We start from the raw sequence: 21,783 nt of genomic DNA on the forward strand, positions 1-21,783 counted from the left end.
GCAAGAATCTAAGATTTATATATTTATGTCTTAGAACCCGCAGAACCTTAAATTACTTATTAACAATTAAGTAATCATAAAACCTTTCAAAGATGATTTTAAACCACTCGGTGTATTTTTGAGGATTTGCATCAATATCAATTTTCACCTTTTCAGGGGTTTCCCATTTCCAATCGGCAACTTCTTGAGAATTGATTTGAGGTGCGTGGTCGTAAAAACCAAGCAATACGTGGTCAAATTCATGCTCTGTAAGTCCGTTATCAAAAGGCGCCTTATATATAAACGATATAACATCTTCCAATTCGGTGGTAAAGCCCATTTCTTCTTGTAGTCGTCGCTTACCTGCTTCGATATTACTCTCATTTTCACGCTGATGACTACAACAAGTGTTTGTCCACAACCCTGGGGAATGATACTTATGTAATGCACGTTGCTGCAACATCATCTCGCCTTTTGCGTTCATCACAAACACCGAGAAAGCCCTGTGAAGCAAAGCTTTTTGATGTGCCTCTATTTTTTCCATCAACCCGATTGGATTATCGTTTTCATCAACTAATATCACTCGCTCTTCCATAGTTTTCATGGGGTTATGTTTTATTCTTACGTAAAAGAGTCGTTTCCCAAAATATTAGGTTAATCCTCTAATTATCTGATTGGTTTCTTACACTCATGTAAGTTTAAGATATGCTTTTTATTTTTGATTTTCAGTAATTTAAACAAAATAGAATTCTACAAAAAAATGAAGTTTTCGAAAAAAACGTTACCTATTTTATAAGTTGATACGTAATGTTATCCCCTACATCAATACCCCATTTATCGGACAACCCGCCATTGATTTCCAGAACATACATTGCTGGTGCTTCTGAAGGCATTGACGACTCATCATAGGGTTTAGCTCTTTTTACAATGCTAACTATCTGCAAATCTTTATTTAAATAGATAATATCCAACGAAAATTCTGTATTTTTCATATAGAAGGAACGAGGCTCCTCCTCTTTAAAAATAAAAAACATTCCTTGGTTTTCGTCCATTCCTTTACGATACATCAACCCTAAGGCCCTTTCATTAGGTGTATCAGCCAATTCTATATCTATTTTACGTACCAATTCCCCTTGTTTGAAAATCGACACTTCCGCTTCTTTAGTAAATTCTATTTCAACCTCTTTGATTTCAGAAAAAGTCATTGCTTCTTGCTCCTTTCCTGAAAAAAAAGCGGGTAAAACATATGCTAAAGCTGCAATTACAAGTATTCCTAATGCTAAAGGAACAAAATATTTTCTAAAAAATTCCATTTCTACACCTTTTTTCTAAATAATAAATAAAATCCTACTACAATAAAAGGCAAACTCAACCATTGTCCTGTTGACAAAAGCCCTAAGGTGCTTTCAAATCCGCCTTGACTTTCTTTGACAAATTCCACTGCAAAACGAATACCCCAGAGTAACACCAAAAATAACCCGAAAATGAAGAAAGGTTGTTTTCTTTTGTCCGTTTTCCAGTAGGTGAACCACAAAACCCAGAACAAAAGGAAGTAGCCTACCGCTTCATAAAGTTGTGCGGGGTGTTGATATGGAATAGCTACCAACACCTCAGAAAAACGCGGATCGTTAGCAATGAGATGAAAGGCTTCTTTAGGAGAGCTTTGTCCTGTAAGCTCCATGGCTTGTCGGGATGAGATTTCGCCTCCTTGTACAAATTTTACCCCTAATGGATAGCTTGAATCTACGACTTTTCCATTAATTTCCGAATTGAAGAAATTCCCCAAACGAACAAACATTCCCCCTATGGTAATCGGAATTACGATACGATCCAGCACCCATGAAAGGGTAATATCTTTATACTTACGTATATAAAAAACCATTGCAACAATAATTCCTATGGCTGCTCCATGACTTGCCAGACCTGCAAATCCTGTAAACTCCCATCCTTTGATAATCCCAAAAAGACTTTCGTTCGGATTTTTACGAATCGGCAGGAAAATTTCTAAAATATTATGTTGAAAATAATCCCAATTATAGAAAAAACAATCCCCGAGACGAGCCCCTACTAAGGTAGCCACAGCAGTATAAATCAATAAGGTATCTAACTGCTGTAATGTTTTTCCCTCATTGAGATATATCTTTTTCATTACGTACCACCCGAGACTGAATGCAACTAAAAACATCAGGCTGTAATAACGAACGGCAATTCCTCCGATAGAAAAGAAAATCTCATCAGAGTTCCATATAAAATTTAACGCTGTCATCTTTTTTATCCATTTATTGATTTAATAGCTTCTATTCGTTGTAGAGTCTCCTCTTTTCCGATTACTTCCATAATGTCGAAAATGTGAACACCTTTCATTTCACCAACTAACGCCAAACGTAATGGAGGCATAACTTGTCCGAAACTATATCCTTTTTCTGTAATATGATTTTTTACAGCTTCTTCTAACGGAACAGATGAAAAATTGGAAGTTTCTTTGATAATTTGAGCTACTTCAGTCAAAATTTGAGCTGTATTTTCTTTCCATTGCTTTTTCATCGCTTTATCCTCGTAAACGGATGGTTTTTGGAAAAAATAACTTCCTAATTCCCAAAAATCGGACACAAACGTAGCTCGTTCTTTTATCAAATGAACGATTTTTTCGACCTTATCCGTAGCAATAGAAATCCCTTTTTCTATAAGGATTTTCGAGAAATCGTCTGCCAATTCTCTGTCAGACTTCTTCTGTAGATATTGGTGGTTAAACCATTTGATTTTTTCAGGGTCAAAACGAGCCCCTGCCTTATGAACTCGCTCCAAATCAAATAGTTCTATCAATTCATTCAAAGAAAATATTTCCTGATCCGTACCTGGATTCCAGCCTAAAAGTGCTAAGAAATTTACTAATGCCTCAGGAAAGTAGCCTTCCCCCTTGAACCCTTTGAGTGGAGCATCTCCCTCTGTCCAATCTAGTGGAAAAACGGGGAATCCCAACTTGATTCCGTCACGTTTGCTGAGTTTTCCGTTACCTACGGGCTTCAAGATTAGGGGCAAATGAGCAAACTGCGGAGCCTCCCATCCAAAAGCACGATATAATAGCATGTGTAAAGGCAAGGATGGCAACCACTCTTCCCCACGGATAACGTGTGAAATTTCCATCAAATGGTCGTCTACAATATTTGCCAAATGATATGTCGGCATTCCATCACTTTTGAATAATACCTTATCATCCAAGGTTTTGGTGTCGATAACTACTTCTCCACGTATTAAATCGTTCATTTTCAATGTCTCTTCGGGCATTTTAAAACGAATCACAAATTCATCACCACGGTCAAGGCGTTGTTTAACTTCTTCTTCTGTAAGGGATAATGAATTCTTTAGTTGAAGACGAGTTTGCCAGTTATAAATGAACGTTTTTCCTGCAGATTCGTATTCTTTACGCTGATTGTCAAGATCTTCAGCCGAGTCAAACGCATAATAGGCTTTTCCTTTCTGAATAAGCTCATCAGCATACTTTTTATAAATTTCTTTTCGTTCACTTTGGCGATAGGGAGCATGTTTACCTTCTTTACCAACGCCTTCGTCAAACGGAATGCCACACCAGTTTAATGCCTCAATGATGTACTGCTCAGCTCCTTCTACGTAACGAGTTTGGTCTGTGTCCTCAATACGAAGAAGAAAATCTCCTTCATGTTTTTTAGCAAATAAGTAATTGAACAATGCGGTACGTACGCCTCCTATGTGTAAAGCTCCCGTTGGACTGGGTGCAAATCGAACTCTTACCATATGTTTTCGGTATTTTACAAATCAAGAATGCAAAGGTATAAATTATTCGTAAAATAATTAAAAATATTTCACCCAAATATTTTTTAGAAAATTAACCTCTAAATGTGATTTTATTTGTACTCAATGCCATAAAGAAGCATATATCAATTAACAAAAAACAAGTTTTGGGATAATTCTTTCGTTTTTTATAAATCTCTATTTTTTATGATTTTGTAGGACATTAATACGAAAAGAATTGTCCAACAACAAACAATCAGAATATCAGAAATTTGCACTGAAAAATCATACGGAATATTTATTCCCGTTTCATTAGCAAACTCCTTGATACCGTTCATTCGGGTAAAAGGTTGTTTGATAAGGTTGGACATGGCTTCCAGTGGCAAAATCTGCTTGATGATTCCTAAACTTTCGTATCTTTGAGAAAAAATAGCTAAAAATTGCTCAATAACATACCACAACGCCAAAAAACCTAAAGAAAAAGCTGATTTTCGGGTCAGTACGCTAAAAAACAAACACATTGTAAAGAAGCCAACTAATTTTACGAAATAAGCTAATAAGTATTCTAATTGAGAAAAAATGATAAGTATTTCATCATATTTTGAATAAATTAACCCTAATACTAAGGAAACTAAAAAGACTACAAGTGTAGATATGGCAGAAAATAATACTATGGTCAGAAACTTCGAATACACAAACTCTTTTTTGCTCAAACCATCAATAAGGTTTTGCTTTAAGGTTTTGTTACTGTATTCATTAGCAACCATAGAAACCACTACAATAGCAAAAAATAATTTAAAGAAAGCTGCCATGTAGGTGTTGAAATGCCATACAAATGGGAAATCAAAAATACCTTGCTTTGCTAAATGAAAAACGAAAGCTCCAAAGTCAATTTTTACGGTTGCAAATAAGGCTAAAAAGGCGAGTGAACCAAAGTAGGCTATTATTAAAATACGACTACTTTTGCTGTTCCATATTTTTATAAGTTCTATTTGTAATAATCGAAGCATAATAATTTTAATTTGTATGATTAGTTAATTTAAGGAATTGATTTTCAAGACTTTCTTTTCGTTTTACTAAGTGGGAAAGTACGTAACCTTTTTCAAAAAGTCGTTTATTCAATTCTTCAGAAGGAATGTCGGTTTTCAAATAAGCTCGAATTAAATTTCCTTCAATGGTAATTTTATCAAATTGCGTGAAATCTCGTAAAGCTTCTTGCAATTTTTCATTGTGCTGGGTAGCTAACTCAAAAAATCCGTAATCGTTGAACATAGCGTCGACACGTCCGTTGTAACGCATCTTTCCTTGTTGTAGTACTACCACGTGTGTACACACTTTTTCTACCTCATCCAATAAATGCGATGCCAGTAACACGGTTACTCCTTGAGATGCAATATAGCGTATTAGCTCTCTAATTTGGTGTATTCCCTGCGGATCAAGACCGTTGGTAGGTTCATCTAAAATTAAGATTTCGGGGTCATTAAGGAGTGCAGAAGCAATTGCTAACCGCTGCTTCATTCCCAATGAAAAAGCTGAAAATTTACGATCTTTGACTTCCCACAAGCCTACTAATTGCAATTTTTCTTGGATTTTATCGGTTGTAGCTCCCTTAATTTTGCAAACCAAACGCAGATTTTCATAAGCCGACATATACGGATAGAAATTCGGTCGTTCGATGATGGCTCCTATACGTTTTAGAGCCTGTTGATTAGATATATTTCCATTAAACCATTGATATTCACCCGAAGTTTTATTCACCACATTGAGAATCATTCCCAAAGTTGTGGATTTCCCGCTTCCGTTAGGCCCTAACAACCCGTATATACTGCCTTTTTCAATTTGGAACGAAACGTTATCTACGGCTACGAAACTACCAAACTTTTTTGTTAATTGCCGAATTTCTAAAATTGTTTTCATTTCTTGAACTGCTATTTTATGCAAATGTACAAAAAAGTAGTTAAAACCAAATTGCAGTTTATTTTTAGTGTGTTTTAGGAGATTGTATTTCTTTATAGATTTTAGCTACAAATTTAATGTCTGAATGCCAATGTAAATCCATTTATTATTCTTATCTTTGCTTTGAACTGAACCAAAGGATGTAATTGAATTTTATCGCAACTTTTTCACGTGAAAAGATGAAAAAATAACTTCAAACTTACTTTCCTTTATAAAATTTTAAAAAGATGAAAAATCCATTAGCCTTACTTTTTGATTGTGGAGCTACTAATGTACGTGTAATAGCCATGGACATACACGGAAATATTGAAGCTTCTCAATCCTATCCTAACCAAACCGAAGCCGATCCTCATTACGAAGGCGGACGTATTTGGAATGTTGACGCTATCTGGGAGAAACTGTGCAAGGCTGCTAAAATCGTAACTTCACAAATCGACACCTCTCGAATTGTAGGGGTTGCTACCACAACCTTCGGCGTGGACGGAACGCTCGTAGCCGAATCAGGTGAATTGCTCTATCCCGTCATCTCTTGGCAATGCAAACGCACCGACTCCATTATGGAAAACATCGGTAATTATATCCCTGTAAAGGAACTATACACAACATCAGGAATTTTACCGTACAGCTTCAATACCATTAATAAATTAATATGGTTTAAAGAAAATCACCCTGAATTGCTACAGCATCCAAAAGTTCAATTTCTTTATATGCCGTCGCTACTAAATTTCCGTTTAACAGGTAACAAATTGAATGACAGCACAATGTCAGGAACATCAATGCTTACTGACTTATCACAACGGAACTACTCACAAAAAATATTCAATGCACTCGAACTTCAAATATCCCTTATGGGAGATACAGCCTCAGCGGGAACAAAAGTTGGGAGTATAACCTCCCGAGCCTCTATTGAAACAGGAATTCCTGAAAATACACCTGTTTTTTTAGCAGGACACGACACCCAGTTTGCTATCATTGGTTCAGGAGTAGGAATGAACCAACCTGTACTCAGTTCAGGTACGTGGGAAATTTTGATGTCTCGAACCCAGCACTATACTGTTTCTGAAGCAGAATTTGGCTTAGGGCTGACCACAGAATTAGACGCCGAAGAACACACCTACAATATTGGTGTAAATTATTTAGGATCAGGAGTTTTAGAATGGATTCGACGAATGTTTTACATGGATATTCCTCAGGAAGATGTATATTCGGTGATGATTTCAGAGGCCGAAAAAATTCCGATGGGATGCGAGGGAGTACGCGTGAATCCAGATTTTCTGGATAAAGAAAATGGTTCAGAAGGAGCTATTATAGGCATCACCCTGCAAACTACAAGAGCTCATATCTATCGAGCTACCTTAGAAGCTTTGGCTCATAAATTAAAAAAAGCCCTACAAGCTGTTGAAAAGGCAGGAAATTTTAAAGCTGAATACATTACTTGCGTTGGAGGAGGCACAAAAAACAAGCTATGGAATCAGCTACGAGCCGATATTTGTGATTTACCGATAAGACTAATCAAACAGAAGGAAACCACTGTTTTAGGATCATCGATGTATGTTTTTAAAGCAACAGGATTTTTTAACTCCATTGAAGAAGCTCAAAGTCACTTAGATTATCAACCTGAGATAATTTACCCATCTTCAAGAAATGTGTAACAATTTTCCAAATGATTATTATTGAGGGGAATGTAGCATTCAATATTAAATAGTCGAAAATGAAAACCTCTGAAAGTGAACATACTTTCAGAGGCTTCTGGTGTAATAAAAAAACAATAACTATTTCATCTCAATAATGATAAATTCACTTCGGCGATTTGCTTGATGTTCTTCCTCAGAACATGAAACACCATCCGAACAACCATTAACTAACTGAGTTTCTCCATATCCTTTTCCTGTAATACGACTCTTATCTATTCCGTTATCAATAATCCATTTTACTGTAGATTTGGCTCTTCTGTCGGACAATGACAAGTTATAGGCATGTGACGCTCGGCTGTCGGTATGCGAACGAACATCAATTTTTATATTCGGATGTTCTTTCATAACTTGAAGAACCTTAGCTAATTGCACTTCAGCGTCAGGACGAATATTCGATTTATCTAAATCAAAATAAATTTCCTTAATATTCAGTACTTTTGCCAAATCAACGTCTTTCTCAATTTTAACAACTCGTGGTTTTAACATGATTTCATAATACACTTCTCTATCATTACCCGTTGTAGTTACTTTTACTTCGGCTGTTTCAAATCCTTCTTTCTCCCCTTTTAAGTAGAAATGAGGTTCTTCACATCTGATTAAATCTCCTCCGAAAGAGAAAGCTCCTTGTTCGGTAGCCGTTTCGGATTTCAATAATGTCATATTTTTGCTTGACAATAAAACTTTTGCATTTGGAATAATCTCATTAGTTTCTGAATTTTTAACCACTCCTCGCATGATTTTTGAACAGTAAAACTGTAAAGGAGAACGCTCATAAAACGAATAAATATCATCTTTTCCTTTTCCTCCTGGACGGTTTGAAGTCAAAAATCCTATCTTTTTATCGCTATCAATTACGAAACAGAAATCATCATCGGCACTGTTAGCTGGCATACCAATGTTGATTGGCTTTGACGTTGTTCCATTGTCATAGAGCTTAACCGCAAAAATATCCAACCCTCCCAAACCTGGAAATCCATCTGATGAATAATACAGTATGTTATCTTTTGAAATGAAAGGAAACGACTCACGTCCCGTGGTATTAATCACATTCCCTAAATTTTCAGGTTTTCCATAACCATTTTCTAAAATCTTTACACGGAAAATATCAGAAGTTCCCAGAGTTCCTTCCATATCCGAAGCAAAATATAAATACTGCTCATCAGAGCTTAACGCTGGATGTGCCACATTGTAAGCATTGCTGTTAAAAGGCATCTCAATCACATTGCCCCACTTACCGTTAGCGTCTTTAGTTGCTCGTAAAATTTTTAAGAGAATAGTATTTTCACTATTCATTCTTACTTTTTTATTCACATAATTATTACGTGTGAAATAAACGGTATTGCCATCCTTAGTAAAGACAGCCGTAGATTCGTTGAATTTTGTATTAATATCCGAAGGAAAGAGATGTTTGTTTGACAAAGTAATACTGTCCTGTTGTGCTATGTATAAATCGTAAAAACTCTCGCCTGTCCATTGTGAAGTTTGCTTGAACATACTACTATTACTCGCTGCAAAAATAACCTTATCTCCACCATAGAACGCAGCTCCATACTCTGAATGCTCTGTGTTGATATCCGTATGATACAATTCCATACGATTCGAATTATCTTTGATAATCTCTTGATAATTTCTATTCTCTTGGAATAATATCGCCCTCGTATCATTCGCATCTGTCAACTCAACAAACTTAACCATCATCCTATCAGCCTCATCATAACGATCTGCCGATTTTAACGAAAGTGAATAACGGTAGTAGTATTCTGGTTCGATTTTGTATTCTGAATTGGCAAATAATTGTTCATACCAAACCAATGCTGCCGTATAATCAGCATTGAAATAATACGAATTACCCAAACGCTCCAACAACTCCTGATTCACAAAACCCTTCTTAGCTATACTTTCGTATATCTTAATAGCATCTACATAAGCATAATTCTGATACAAATCATTCGCCTTCTGTAATTCCTTTTCCTGTGCAAAAATATTTGCCGTTATTCCTAATAATAGAAAAAACAATAATTTATGGTATATTTTCATAGTATGATTACCTTCAAGATTTAAACTTTAATTTAGAAGAAACGCGGAGACACAACCTTTTTGTACATCTTCACTAATTCATAGCGTAGAAAGATTTCATGAGAACCTGAGTTGTAACGAGAAAGTTCTGTCGTCTCAAAATCATAACCGTAGCCTATAAACCAACGATCATTCACCTGAAAACCTGCCATCAAACTCACTGCAGCTGACCAACGCCAAGCAGCTCCAAACACAAAACGCTCATTAAACATGAAATTTGCAGATACATCCAACTGCAAAGGAGCTCCATAAGACATCTTTGACAATACAGCAGGTTTGAACTTGATATTATCACTCAAATCAAAAACATATCCCCCTATCAAGTAAAAATGTTGGGTGTTTTTCAATACAGAAACCCTACGATCCTTTGACTCGTAAATCTCTGTCTCCAACAAATTAGGAACCGAAAAACCTATGTAATACTTATCCGAATACCAAAAAACACCCGCTCCTACATTCGGTGAAAATATAGTACTATTCTCCGAAAAATGTGTGTCTGATGGATCGTACAAACGAAGTTTATTATAATCCAAACTAAAAATCTCTGCTGTACCCTTTAAACCAAAAGCTAACTTCGAATTATCAAAATTCAAAGTATACGAGAAATCTAACATAAAACTCGTATTGGTTTGTGGGCCTATTGCGTCATAGAACAACGAGTACCCCAAACCTACGTTTCGCAAACGCTCCTGAGGAGCATGATAACTAATCCCTCCACTGCGAGGAGCTCCATCCAAACCAATCCACTGTGCTCGGAATATCCCAAAAAAACTATCAACACCACGAGACCCCGTATATCCCGGATTAAACATCATCGTGTTGTACATGTATTGTGTGTACTGTGATTCTTGTTGAGCAAAAACCATTGTGGCAAACAGCAACATCACCACTGAAAAAAGATTTCTTTTTTTCATATCGACTTATTTATGTTAATGATGAAGCAGTAGGCAACAGTATTTTCCATCACCTACTGCTTTATTATAATTATTACTTCTTAATATACAACCAACTTCCTTTCGTATGTTTCTTGTTGTTGTTATCGGTGTATTCAATGATATAGTAATACGTACCTTGTGGCAATTTCTCAGGAGCTTCAATCGTTACTCGTCCGTTTGAAATCGCTCGGAATACTCTACTAACATTATCATAGCCCTTCGTCTCAAATACCTTAACTCCCCAACGATTGTAAATACGAACCGTATTATTAGGATATCTCTCTATACCTTGAATATGGAAGTAATCATTCAATCCATCTCCATTTACAGAAATACCATTGTGAGGAATTACATCATTCAACACCGTTATCGTTACTTTAGCTATAGAACAGTTACCCATCGTATCGCAAAGCTCATACTCGAAACTGTCTACTCCTGCATAACCTCGGTTAGGTGTGTAAACAACCTCATCATCCGACGGAGCATTAGTCGTTCCATTGTTATTGATAACAACCATTCCGTTTTTAGGTTGCGTAACAATAGTCAAGGTTCCTTGCGTAGGTACATGCTCATCATTAGATACTACTTTAACCGTAACAGGTGTATCAACTACCGTCTGTTCAACATCATCTTTCGCTACTACAGGTGTCGTTGGAGTTGTTACCTCTGTAACTACTATCGTTACTGTAGCAGTATCGCATGTAATCGTTCCTGATTTTGTACAGATGCTATAACCTATCGTATACGTTCCCGTTGGCGTACCTGACGGCACCATAACATTTCCTGTTACAGGGTCTAAGTTCGGTACGATTGCTCCCGTTGGGGTTGACGTTACAGTTATCGTTACATCAGATGTTGTTGGTGTGTTAGTACCAAGCCTATCGTTATCCAATACGTTTCCTACTGTTTGCGTATTGGTCGAAGTCGTGGCTGTAAACGTATCCGAGTTCGCTGTAGGCGTAGCTACAACTCCTTTAACCGTAATGTAAACCGTAGCTTCATCACATGCCTGTGGAGTTCCACTATCACAAACTCTATACGTAAAGGAGTCTGTCCCTACAAAGTTCGTAGTCGGTGTATACGTAAACGTACCATCTGTACTCAAACTCAACGTTCCATTAGAAGGAGTTGTTACCACTGTAGTAGTTACTGTATCGCCCTCTGGGTCGGTGTCATTATTCAACACATTTCCTACTACTGCTACATTAACATCTGTATTGTAAGCATCGTCATTAGCAACTGTAATATTAGTTGTTGTAGATACCACAGACACATGTACTCTCGCTGTTGCACAAGTAGACGTTACATTACCATCACAAATGATGTAAGTGAACTCATCTTCTCCTACAAAGTCTGTTGTTGGTGTATATGTGAATGTTCCGTCAGCATTCAAAACAACTGTTCCATGAGATGGATTCGTATGTTTCGTTACACTGAAAGTATCTCCTTCTGGATCAAAGTCATTCGACAACACGCTTATCAAAACACCTGTATTTACTTTAGTAACAGCTGTGTCATCATTCGCAACCAAACTATTGATTCCTTTCGGTAATACTTGGATACTTATCGTAGCTGTTGCACATGCCTGCGGTGTTCCGTTATCACATACTTCATACGTATAAGATACCGTTCCTACAAAGTCTGTCGAAGGAGTAAACGTATATCTTCCGTCTGCGTTCAACACAAAGGTATGTCCTCCTACTGTATTTGTTTGTATTGTCCATACTTGCGTATCTCCCTCAGGATCTAAATCGTTCGTTCCTACACTTCCTGAAACCGGTGTATTAACATACGTATTGTTAATATCATCTTTCGCTACGGTCGTATTTGTTGGTGTTACTACCTCTGTAACTGTAATCGTTACTGTGGCTGTACTACAAGTTACTGTACCTACTTTTGTACAGATCTTATAACCAATTGTATATGTTCCCGTTGGCGTTCCTAATGGTACGGTTACGTTTCCTGTCGATGGGTCTAATATCGGTACGATTGTTCCTGTTGGAGTTTTCGTTACCGTTATCGTTACATCAGATGTCGTTGGTGTGTTCGTGCCAATTTTATCATTATCCAATACGTTAACTACTGTTCCACTCTGAGTGGTCGTTACAGTTACTGGGTCGTCATTAGCGATTAACACTGTTGGTGTTACTACCTCTGTAACTGTAATCGTTACTATGGCTGTACTACAAGTTACTGTACCTACTTTTGTACAGATCTTATAACCAATTTCATACGTTCCTGATGGTGTTCCTGATGGTACGGTTACATCTCCTGTCGATGGGTCTAATATCGGCACGATTGCTCCTGTTGGAGTTTTCGTTACCGTTATCGTTACATCAGATGTCGTCGGTGTGTTCGTACCGATTCGGTCGTTGTTCAGTACGTTACCTACTGTCTGCGTATTCGTCGAGGTCGTTGCTGTAAACGTATCTGACGTCGCGGTAGGCGTAGCTACTTGCTTCACTGAGATGTAAACCGTCGCCGTTGCACATGCTTGAGGTGTTCCATTATCACATACTTCATATGTATAAGATACTGTTCCTACAAAACCTGTAGAAGGAGTAAACGTATATGTTCCGTCTGCGTTCAACACAAAGCTATGTCCTCCTAATGTATTTGTTTGTGTTGTCCATACTTGCGTATCTCCCTCAGGATCTAAATCGTTCGCTGCTACACTTCCTGAAACTTGAGTATTTACATAAGTAGTTCTAAAGTCATCCTTCGCTACAGTCGTATTTGTTGGTGTTACTACCTCCGTAACTGTTATTACTACAGTAGCCGTAGCACAAGTAATCGTTCCTGATTTTGTACAGATTCTATAACCTATCGTATACGTTCCTGTTGGTGTACCTGATGGTACCGTAACATTTCCTGTTACAGGGTCTAAGTTCGGTACAACTGCTCCTGTTGGGGTTGACGTTACCGTTATCGTTACATCAGATGTTGTTGGTGTGTTCGTGCCAATTTTATCATTATCCAACACGTTCACTACTGTTCCACTTTCTGTGGTCGTTACAGTTACTGGGTCGTCAGTAGCGATTAACACTGTTGGTGTTACTACCTCTGTAACTGTAATCGTTACTGTGGCTGTACTACAAGTTACTGTACCTACTTTTGTACAGATCTTATAACCAATTTCATACGTTCCTGATGGTGTTCCTGATGGTACGGTTACATCTCCTGTCGATGGGTCTAATATCGGCACGATTGCTCCTGTTGGAGTTTTCGTTACCGTTATTGTTACATCAGATGTCGTTGGTGTGTTCGTGCCAATTTTATCATTATCCAATACGTTAACTACTGTTCCACTCTGAGTGGTCGTTACAGTTACTGGGTCGTCAGTAGCCGTGATTACCGTAGGGGTTGTTACCGCAGTAACTATTACAGTTACCGTAGCTGTGTCGCAGGTAATCGTTCCTACTTTTGTACAGATGCTATAACCTATAACATACGTTCCTGATGGTGTTCCTGATGGTACCGTAACATTTCCTGTCGATGGGTCTAATATCGGTACGATTGTTCCTGTTGGAGTTTTCGTTACCGTTATTGTTACATCAGATGTCGTTGGTGTGTTCGTGCCAATTTTATCATTATCCAACACGTTAACTACAGTTCCACTTTGAGTGGTCGTTACAGTTACTGGGTCGTCATTAGCGATTAACACTGTTGGTGTTACTACCTCTGTAACTGTAATCGTTACTGTGGCTGTACTACAAGTTACTATACCTACTTTTGTACAGATCTTATAACCAATTTCATACGTTCCTGATGGTGTTCCTGATGGTACGGTTACATCTCCTGTCGATGGGTCTAATATCGGTACGATTGTTCCCGTTGGGGTTGACGTTACCGTTATCGTTACATCAGATGTTGTTGGTGTATTAGTACCAATTTTATCATTATCCAATACGTTAACTACTGTTCCACTTTCTGTGGTCGTTACGGTGACTACATCATCAGTAGCGGTGATTACCGTAGGGGTTGTTACAGCTGTAACTACTATAGTTACCGTAGCTGTATCACAACTTGCATCAGCTGAAGCTACTCCCAATGGGCAAATTTCATACGTAATGGTGTAAGTTCCTGATGGAGTCGTTGAACTTACTGTAACATTACCCGTAGCAGCATCTAATATCGGTGCATTTGGTAATGGAGATGGCGTTACACTTGTAATGCTAACCGTACCCACTGTGGCTGGACTACCATTAGCGGTATCATTACTCAATACATTGCTAACCAATCCTCCCGTTGTAGAAGTTACAGTATAAACATCATCATTAGCATCTATAAACGGAGGTACTACTACTATTACTGTTGCTGTATCACAACTTGCATCAGCTGAAGCTACTCCCAATGGGCAAATTTCATACGTAATGGTGTAAGTTCCTGATGGAGTCGTTGAGCTTACTGTAACATTACCCGTCGCAGCATCTAATATCGGTGCATTTGGTAATGGAGACGGCGTTACACTTGTAATGCTAACCGTACCCACTGTAGCTGGACTACCATTAGCGGTATCATTACTCAATACATTGCTAACCAATCCTCCCGTTGTAGAAGTCACAGTATAAACATCATCATTAGCTTCTATAAACGGAGGTACTACTACGGTTACTGTTGCTGTATCACAACTTGCATCAGCTGAAGCTACTCCCAATGGGCAAATTTCATACGTAATGGTGTAAGTTCCTGATGGAGTCGTTGAGCTTACTGTAACATTACCCGTAGCAGCATCTAATATCGGTGCATTTGGTAATGGAGACGGCGTTACACTTGTAATGCTAACCGTACCCACTGTGGCTGGACTACCATTAGCGGTATCATTACTCAATACATTGCTAACCAATCCTCCCGTTGTAGAAGTTACAGTATAAACATCATCATTAGCATCTATAAACGGAGGTACTACTACTGTTACTGTTGCTGTATCACAACTTACATCAGCTGAAGCTACTCCCAATGGGCAAATTTCATACGTAATGGTGTAAGTCCCTGATGGAGTCGTTGAACTTACTGTAACATTACCCGTCGCAGCATCTAATATCGGTGCATTTGGTAATGGAGATGGCGTTACACTTGTAATGCTAACCGTACCCACTGTAGCTGGACTACCATTAGCGGTATCATTACTCAATACATTGCTAACCAATCCTCCCGTTGTAGAAGTTACAGTATAAACATCATCATTAGCTTCTATAAACGGAGGTACCACTACCGTTACTGTTGCTGTATCGCAAGTGTCTGCAACTACTTTTGAACAGATTTTATAAACAATAGTATAGGTTCCTGCTGGCGTACTCGGAGGTACAATGATATTACCTGTCCCTGTTTGAACACTTGGAACTACAGCTCCCGTAGCCGGTGTAACAATAAAAATATCTACATTGCTTGTACTTACTGTTCCGCTGGTCATGGTGTCATTACCTAACACATTACCTGCCACCACTGGTGTAGTGGTCGAAGTTGCTGTAACAGGATCATCAACAGCATCAATAGTACAAGTGTTGTTTACCACGAAAGTTGTAGTAGCCGAACATGTTCCGTTAGAAACGGTCATGGTATAGGTTGTTCCTAAAGCAAAACCTGTAATGGTCGCCCCTGTATGGGTTACCGCTGCATCACTAAATGTGTAAGTATATGTAGCTTCATAGTTAGCAATAGTTGCTGAACCTGCTACTAAACAAGTCGCATTAACTACGGTTACCATTGGAGTTGGAATAGCAGAAATTACTACAGAAACACTTGCTCTTCTACTTTCACAAGTCCCTTGGATTACTGAAACTTCATACGTATTTCCATTTATCAAGTTATCAGTATCCGCAAGAGGTGATGATGCTAAATAAACTCTAACCACTGACGGATTTGTTGGATTCACACTGTTTTTCAAATTCAATACAGTAGGTGAACCACAGAACGCCCCTGAAATTGACGTTGGTGCAGGTGCTGGATTCACCGTAACAACTACCTCCTGTGACGCTGTACATCCGTTAGAACGTGTTACCGTCAAAGAATAGGTGAAAGTTGTTACTGCTGTCAATGGTGTCCCTGTATACTTGAATGTAGGTACTTGGATATCCGCATTTGAAAGATAGTTCATATTACCTGCAGTGGACGAAGTCCATTTATAAGATGTATAAATTGGAGCTGCTGCATTGTAAGCAAAAACTGCTGAACCTGTTTCGCAAACGGTCAAATCAGTTACCAAACCTGTTATGGGATTAGGCACTGCCAATTGAATATCCGACATATCACACAAACAACTATTACTACTACCTTCAATGATAGCACGAAGCCTACACACGTTTTGTTGTGGAATGTCCAACGAACCTGTTAAATTAACAGAAGCTCCTGCGTTGATAGTGGTTCCTGTAAAAGTTATTGTTCCGACCTTATTATCGCCCGTACCCACCATTGAATCGAAAACAGTATCTTCATAGAATGAAACTACTAAGTCTCCTGTATAACTTATTCCACTTGTATTTTTTACATCAAATTTGAATGTTACACGCTCTTTTCCTCCCTGTGCAGCTGCGGTTACTGACACATTTTCAATTTGGAGTGAGGCTCTCTGTGATTCTACTTTGACTTGTTTTGTTGCTGATGTCAAAGTCGTAAGCACTGGACAAGTAGTGCCATCTGCAGGACAAGCTATATTAGTTGCTTGGTCAACAGTGTAGTATTCGATTTGCCGTTCTATTCCACAATCTGTTGCTGGAGTACCTGCTTTTTGTCTGACACCAACTTGATATTTAAACCAATTACCGTGAGCCATATTTGGTATTGCAATTCGATACTCTGTAGCTCCCGATGCGGTTGGTGTTGAAGTTGCAGCTAATGAAGTAGATAACGTAGACGGATTTGCTTCCACTTGGTTGTATGACCCTGGAACGATTTCGTACCCTGATGGAATACGAAGTACCACATAGCCTCCTGTTCCAATACTTCCCAAACCTGACTGTGTAACTGCTTGGTGCCTACCTTCATAAATAGCACTCGCCCCTGTAACACAATTATTTGCGTTACCATTTTTGTATATCAAGGTGTTATCCATACGGTAAGTCATTGCAGCTACCCCGTCAATACTTGCTGTAATGGCGTTGTCTCTATTTCCTTGCAAAGCACCTCCACACGGATTTTGCCCCAATACATGCACCCAGAACGAAGATCCTACATTGAAATCACAATTAGGTCGTACGTTGATGCGTACACGTATTTGTCTGTCATTTTCACCTGGATGAGTTTCTGTTCCATAAAGATATGGTGTCAAGTTATATACCCTCGCATTTTCACCGTCAACTACTTCGTTAGTTCCCACAACAGTATTTGTTATAGTACTGTCATATGGGTAGAAATACTGCACTTCTGCAATATCAATACCATCTTGGGTACTGATTGCCAAACGAGGTGATACTACAGCTCCTAAACCTCCACTGTTAATTTCATACTCATACCAGTTGTCTCCACACATTCTTAGTTTTCCGACAGCCTGCTCACCTGTTTCAGTGCTATTAGGTGTAGCCTTACGTTTTAACTGTACTAAACTATTTTCGTTTTCTAAGCTATACGTAACAAAGGTATTTGGCAAACCGCTACATGTACCTGCATGCTCATAGCCTTGTGAAAATTCAGCACAATTCCAACCTGAATAAACCGTCATTGTTGCACTGGCACAATTGATTAGGCGTACCTTTAAATTATAGGTTTTACTTGCACCTACGGCTAAACCTGCAGCTTCTAAATGGTACATTTTCTGCCCTGAAATGGTTGCTATATGTGTCAATGTTGTAGTACCATCAAGTAAACCAACTACCTCCACTCCAGAAACATCTGGGATCGAAATCCAAGTGTACGGTGCTGCACTACCTCCAGTACTTTTAAGTGTAAGCCCAAGAGTACGCACCTGATCCGTCATTTTAACACTTACGTTAGTCAGAGGTGTGAGTGTTATTGCTGGTCTATTATTGAATACTATGGGGTATGTGTGTCCTTCAGGGTCAGGTTCATTGTCTTTATTATTCATAGGCACCAAAGGAGCTCCTCCTGGCGACCCTCCGTTACTTGCTAAACCATAGTGATAGTAATAATCATAAAACTGACCTTTTATGTTTGCTTGTTCTGCAACAATCCCCGAACCACAAGTTGCCTGAACCCAAACTCTTATATAGTCACCATATCCATTGTGTACTGATATCATCCCCGGTAATAATTTATATTTTCCACCTTCAATAGGATTTTCGTATCTGTACTGAATATTATCCCCTTCCACACTGGTCTGCACATCTGCAATTGGAATAGTGATAGTTTTTTCCTCAACTGTTCCTACTGAATTAACTACAGAACGTCTATAATCTACGGCGGTAACTTTATACGTTTTAGGAAGCGTAAATGTGAATTCTTTTATCAAACGCCCCGGACGATGTTCTCCTATGTAATATTTCCCTCTACTATTAAATCTTCGTGAAAGGAACATCATATTGGATCCTATATTAGTTGATGAACAACTATTTACATTATAAGGATTGGTTTGATCCCAGCCATAGGTATTAGCAACAAACATCTCTGGTGAACGAGTCGTACCACAATACTTCTCTTCTGCTCCTTCATACATAAAGAAATAAGTTTGTTCTGTCATCCGCAAGTCTTTTGCAAACTCTAAGGTATGTGGTGATGGTAGTTTTACCAAGTTTTTATCCACTTTGAAGATTGCATATACCTCGAATTTATCCCCTTGATTCAAAGGTTGTGTGTTTAAATTTAAGGCATTCGTGAAATTCCAAAGAATTTCCCTTTTTGCAGGGTTATCCGGTGTTTCTGTACCAATTAATGTTGTACTTGTTTGTACATCGGATACCGGAATGGTAACACTCGTCCCCGAACGCACACCGCTGGTAAAGGTAAACTGAAGACTTACAGGAGCCACAAAAACCCCTCGGGTCAATTTTAATTTATAATACAAATTATTGGCCTGACCCCGTTTTTGCTCTCCTTTGGCTCGTAGCTCAATTTCATCCAAATACAAAGCTCTTCGAGAAGACTTCTCTTGAGCCTCGGTCAACGGATTTGCATACGTAAGCCGTGTGGTCATCGTCTCGTCTGTCCACCCTAATGAATTTTCCGTTCTTCGTGCAGTAACTTCCCTCAACACAGGTCCATTGTTGGAACAATCGTCGTCACAAACAATTTGGACTGTCTTGGTAAAACAACGTAATTTTAGTTCACATTGCTGAGGAGTGTTGTAGTCGTCTATAACAGAAAATCTATACGTAATTTGTTGTGAAGAAGTAGCTGGACATTTAGCTTTTACCTTCAAACGCAAATGTCCTAAAGTATGGTGTATGGCAGTTATTTTTTTTCTATCAGGTGAAATAGTTAGTTCCTGCGGAGCTATAGCTGCTCCTGCTGGATAAGCCTGTGCATTGTAAAATTTAACATCTCCAAGCTCAATTCCATCTGGAATTATAGCTTCAATTTTATAACGTACACCGTAGGTCGGTGTCCCTGCTTTGTGAGTTTGTATAAAACTAACATATTCCCCAAAAGAAATTTGAGCATCCGAATAGTCATCTCCTAGATACAAGACTGGTGGAAAATAAGCTGTATCTGTCAGATAAGAACGCTTATACAATATCTGAAATCTACGAGAATTCTTTACTGTTTGAATTGCATTTGGAGTTGTTTGGTCATACCGCACTCCACAGCGTTCTGTATAATACACGAAAGAATTGTATTCCAAGTGAAAATTTGCAGTAAAAAAATCTTCACCAGCACAATCTGTCTTAGGGAATTCCGCATTTTTCATTAGGTCAAACTCAATATGCAGAGTTTGCCCTGCTCCCAAATCATCATATTTACCATCGCTATTCAGATCCTCTAACCCTCCAGGTCCATCAGGATCACTGTTCAATGCTGATAAATTAACATCAAACACACGGTCAGCCCCTGTTAAAGTTGGACTAGGATGCGTAGTCGCTACCAAGGCACCGGCTGGTAAAGGAGTTGCCACTTGTGTTGCCGGGTTGATGATTCTTACATTGGCAGGTTTGAACGTAGCTTTCTGATTATATCGCCCCATTTTTGCCAAACGTATCACAATTTTATCCGCATCGGCCCCACTACCAACACCATCATTTCTATATGCTGCTCGTATGGTTCCTATCTTTTCTCCGATAGCAGCACAATATCCCTTATCCCTTGTGAAATAGGTTAGGTTATTATCGTTTACAAAGTTAATATTAGCGGTTCCTATAGTTTTTTGTATGGTACGTTTTGAGGTATTCCCTGTACCATTGGGTTGAAACTGAGCCGTGTCCGTACCCCAGTTCACCATATAAGTAATTTCCTTATCGCCAATAATGCAACGCTCGGTTATGGTGTATTCTTCATTAATAAGGAGTTCTTGTCCATTACTCAAACCTGCAGGTACCGTTATTTTAAACAGTTTCTTTTGAGCTGTTGAAGCTGTCAAAGGTGTCAATTGAGTTCCGTTATGCGAAATTTTATGGTAGCTCGTACCTACTGGGTATTCTACCGAGAAGTACACGTCTTTTGCAATACCATTTCCACCAGCACGCAATTTAAAAGTGGTTGCATTAACTCCTGTTAAAGGATTTAAATTAGGTTGCAAATCAGTACCTGTGGGTACTGAAAGTTGCGGATACTGATAACCGTAGGTAGGTGTATCCTTTTGTGCAGTTGCTCCCCCTTGTGTTACCTTGATTACATCCTTCATCTGCGTTCCATTAATATGGTTATGATGCGACGTAGGAGATAGTACACGTATATAGGAAAACTTTACCTTTGAATTGGCAGTAACGCCCGTCACTTGAAACGTCACAACCGAAGTGGTAGCATTCAGCGAAGTGATAGTCCCTACTCCTTCGTTGTTTATTTGACCATTCTTGATGGTTACCCCCGCAGGCAAAGCTACTTCAATAGAAGCAGTTCCCGCATTAGTGAAGTCAATCTCAATGGTGGCTTTCCCCCCTTCGAAATTTTTCTCTACAATCTGATATCCATCAGCAAATTCATTTACTAGATTCTTGATATCAATCTGTCCCGTAACTTGTTGTATTCCTAAAAAAGAAAACAACAAGACTACTAAAAGTAAACACTTTTTTTGCATAATTCTTTAGTTATTATATATTATTGTCCTTCTAGAACGGGGCAAAGTTACGATTTTTTGTAACATAAAGATATAATTTTATCGAAGTAACATATCTTTTAACGTTAAAATAATTTTTTTTTAACTTTTCTTTTAGTACATTTTGCTCCGCACGGTATTAGCTTTTAAACTTGCAATTATTCGAACTCTATTTGTACCTTTAAAATCTCACTTTCTATCTTCTTTTTAACTTTTATCATAAAAATCTCATTTT

The 21,783-nt window shown here is 38.4% G+C and carries 10 protein-coding genes; 1 reads left to right on the top strand and 9 read right to left on the bottom strand.

Translation table 11 applies throughout. The features are described from left to right. Nucleotides 1-52: 52 nt before the first annotated feature. The 6 genes from idi to CGC52_RS03485 all read right to left on the bottom strand — a co-directional run bounded on the left by idi (nucleotide 53) and on the right by CGC52_RS03485 (nucleotide 5,664). Nucleotides 53-574: an isopentenyl-diphosphate Delta-isomerase gene (gene idi, locus CGC52_RS03460; RefSeq protein WP_095894435.1), complete on the bottom strand. Its 522-nt coding sequence runs from the start codon at nucleotides 572-574 to the stop codon at nucleotides 53-55. 190 nt (nucleotides 575-764) lie between these two features. Further along, complete coding sequence (locus CGC52_RS03465) at nucleotides 765-1,292, bottom strand: DUF192 domain-containing protein (RefSeq protein ID WP_095893433.1); 528 nt, start codon at nucleotides 1,290-1,292, stop codon at nucleotides 765-767. 2 nt (nucleotides 1,293-1,294) lie between these two features. Further along, nucleotides 1,295-2,245 carry a prolipoprotein diacylglyceryl transferase gene (gene lgt / locus CGC52_RS03470; protein ID WP_095893434.1) on the bottom strand — a complete coding sequence of 317 codons (951 nt, stop codon included), beginning with the start codon at nucleotides 2,243-2,245 and terminating at the stop codon, nucleotides 1,295-1,297. Between the two features lie 5 nt (nucleotides 2,246-2,250). Further along, complete coding sequence (gltX, locus tag CGC52_RS03475) at nucleotides 2,251-3,750, bottom strand: glutamate--tRNA ligase (RefSeq protein ID WP_095893435.1); 1,500 nt, start codon at nucleotides 3,748-3,750, stop codon at nucleotides 2,251-2,253. Between the two features lie 185 nt (nucleotides 3,751-3,935). Next, a complete protein-coding gene (locus tag CGC52_RS03480) occupies nucleotides 3,936-4,757 on the bottom strand; it encodes an ABC transporter permease (protein WP_095893436.1) in 822 nt (273 codons plus the stop codon). A 7-nt stretch (nucleotides 4,758-4,764) separates the two neighbouring features. Then, nucleotides 4,765-5,664 carry an ABC transporter ATP-binding protein gene (locus CGC52_RS03485; protein WP_095893437.1) on the bottom strand — a complete coding sequence of 300 codons (900 nt, stop codon included), beginning with the start codon at nucleotides 5,662-5,664 and terminating at the stop codon, nucleotides 4,765-4,767. Nucleotides 5,665-5,930: 266 nt separating this feature from the next. Here CGC52_RS03485 and fucK point away from each other — a divergent pair, with 266 nt between their 5' ends. Beyond that, a complete protein-coding gene (fucK, locus tag CGC52_RS03490; RefSeq protein WP_095893438.1) occupies nucleotides 5,931-7,355 on the top strand; it encodes an L-fuculokinase in 1,425 nt (474 codons plus the stop codon). Between the two features lie 120 nt (nucleotides 7,356-7,475). Here fucK and CGC52_RS03495 read toward each other — a convergent pair whose 3' ends face one another. The 3 genes from CGC52_RS03495 to CGC52_RS03505 all read right to left on the bottom strand — a co-directional run bounded on the left by CGC52_RS03495 (nucleotide 7,476) and on the right by CGC52_RS03505 (nucleotide 21,530). Further along, nucleotides 7,476-9,434 (bottom strand): OmpA family protein, encoded by a 1,959-nt coding sequence (locus CGC52_RS03495; protein ID WP_095893439.1) that lies wholly within the window; start codon nucleotides 9,432-9,434, stop codon nucleotides 7,476-7,478. A 32-nt stretch (nucleotides 9,435-9,466) separates the two neighbouring features. Then, on the bottom strand, nucleotides 9,467-10,387 hold the full coding sequence (locus CGC52_RS03500; protein ID WP_095893440.1) for a type IX secretion system membrane protein PorP/SprF: 921 nt from the start codon (nucleotides 10,385-10,387) through the stop codon (nucleotides 9,467-9,469). Nucleotides 10,388-10,460: 73 nt separating this feature from the next. Next, nucleotides 10,461-21,530: an Ig-like domain-containing protein gene (locus CGC52_RS03505; protein ID WP_095893441.1), complete on the bottom strand. Its 11,070-nt coding sequence runs from the start codon at nucleotides 21,528-21,530 to the stop codon at nucleotides 10,461-10,463. Nucleotides 21,531-21,783: the final 253 nt, after the last annotated feature.

Origin of the sequence: Capnocytophaga sp. H2931, assembly GCF_002302535.1 — a bacterium.
GTDB classification, from domain to species: Bacteria; Bacteroidota; Bacteroidia; order Flavobacteriales; family Flavobacteriaceae; genus Capnocytophaga; species Capnocytophaga canis.

What these genes read in the sequence shown, in the direction of transcription:
- idi (WP_095894435.1), bottom strand. Translation starts at nt 574, where the DNA reads ATGGAAGAGCGAGTGATATTAGTTGATGAAAACGATAATCCAATCGGG.
- CGC52_RS03465 (WP_095893433.1), bottom strand. Translation starts at nt 1,292, where the DNA reads ATGGAATTTTTTAGAAAATATTTTGTTCCTTTAGCATTAGGAATACTT.
- lgt (WP_095893434.1), bottom strand. Translation starts at nt 2,245, where the DNA reads ATGACAGCGTTAAATTTTATATGGAACTCTGATGAGATTTTCTTTTCT.
- gltX (WP_095893435.1), bottom strand. Translation starts at nt 3,750, where the DNA reads ATGGTAAGAGTTCGATTTGCACCCAGTCCAACGGGAGCTTTACACATA.
- CGC52_RS03480 (WP_095893436.1), bottom strand. Translation starts at nt 4,757, where the DNA reads ATGCTTCGATTATTACAAATAGAACTTATAAAAATATGGAACAGCAAA.
- CGC52_RS03485 (WP_095893437.1), bottom strand. Translation starts at nt 5,664, where the DNA reads ATGAAAACAATTTTAGAAATTCGGCAATTAACAAAAAAGTTTGGTAGT.
- fucK (WP_095893438.1), top strand. Translation starts at nt 5,931, where the DNA reads ATGAAAAATCCATTAGCCTTACTTTTTGATTGTGGAGCTACTAATGTA.
- CGC52_RS03495 (WP_095893439.1), bottom strand. Translation starts at nt 9,434, where the DNA reads ATGAAAATATACCATAAATTATTGTTTTTTCTATTATTAGGAATAACG.
- CGC52_RS03500 (WP_095893440.1), bottom strand. Translation starts at nt 10,387, where the DNA reads ATGAAAAAAAGAAATCTTTTTTCAGTGGTGATGTTGCTGTTTGCCACA.
- CGC52_RS03505 (WP_095893441.1), bottom strand. Translation starts at nt 21,530, where the DNA reads ATGCAAAAAAAGTGTTTACTTTTAGTAGTCTTGTTGTTTTCTTTTTTA.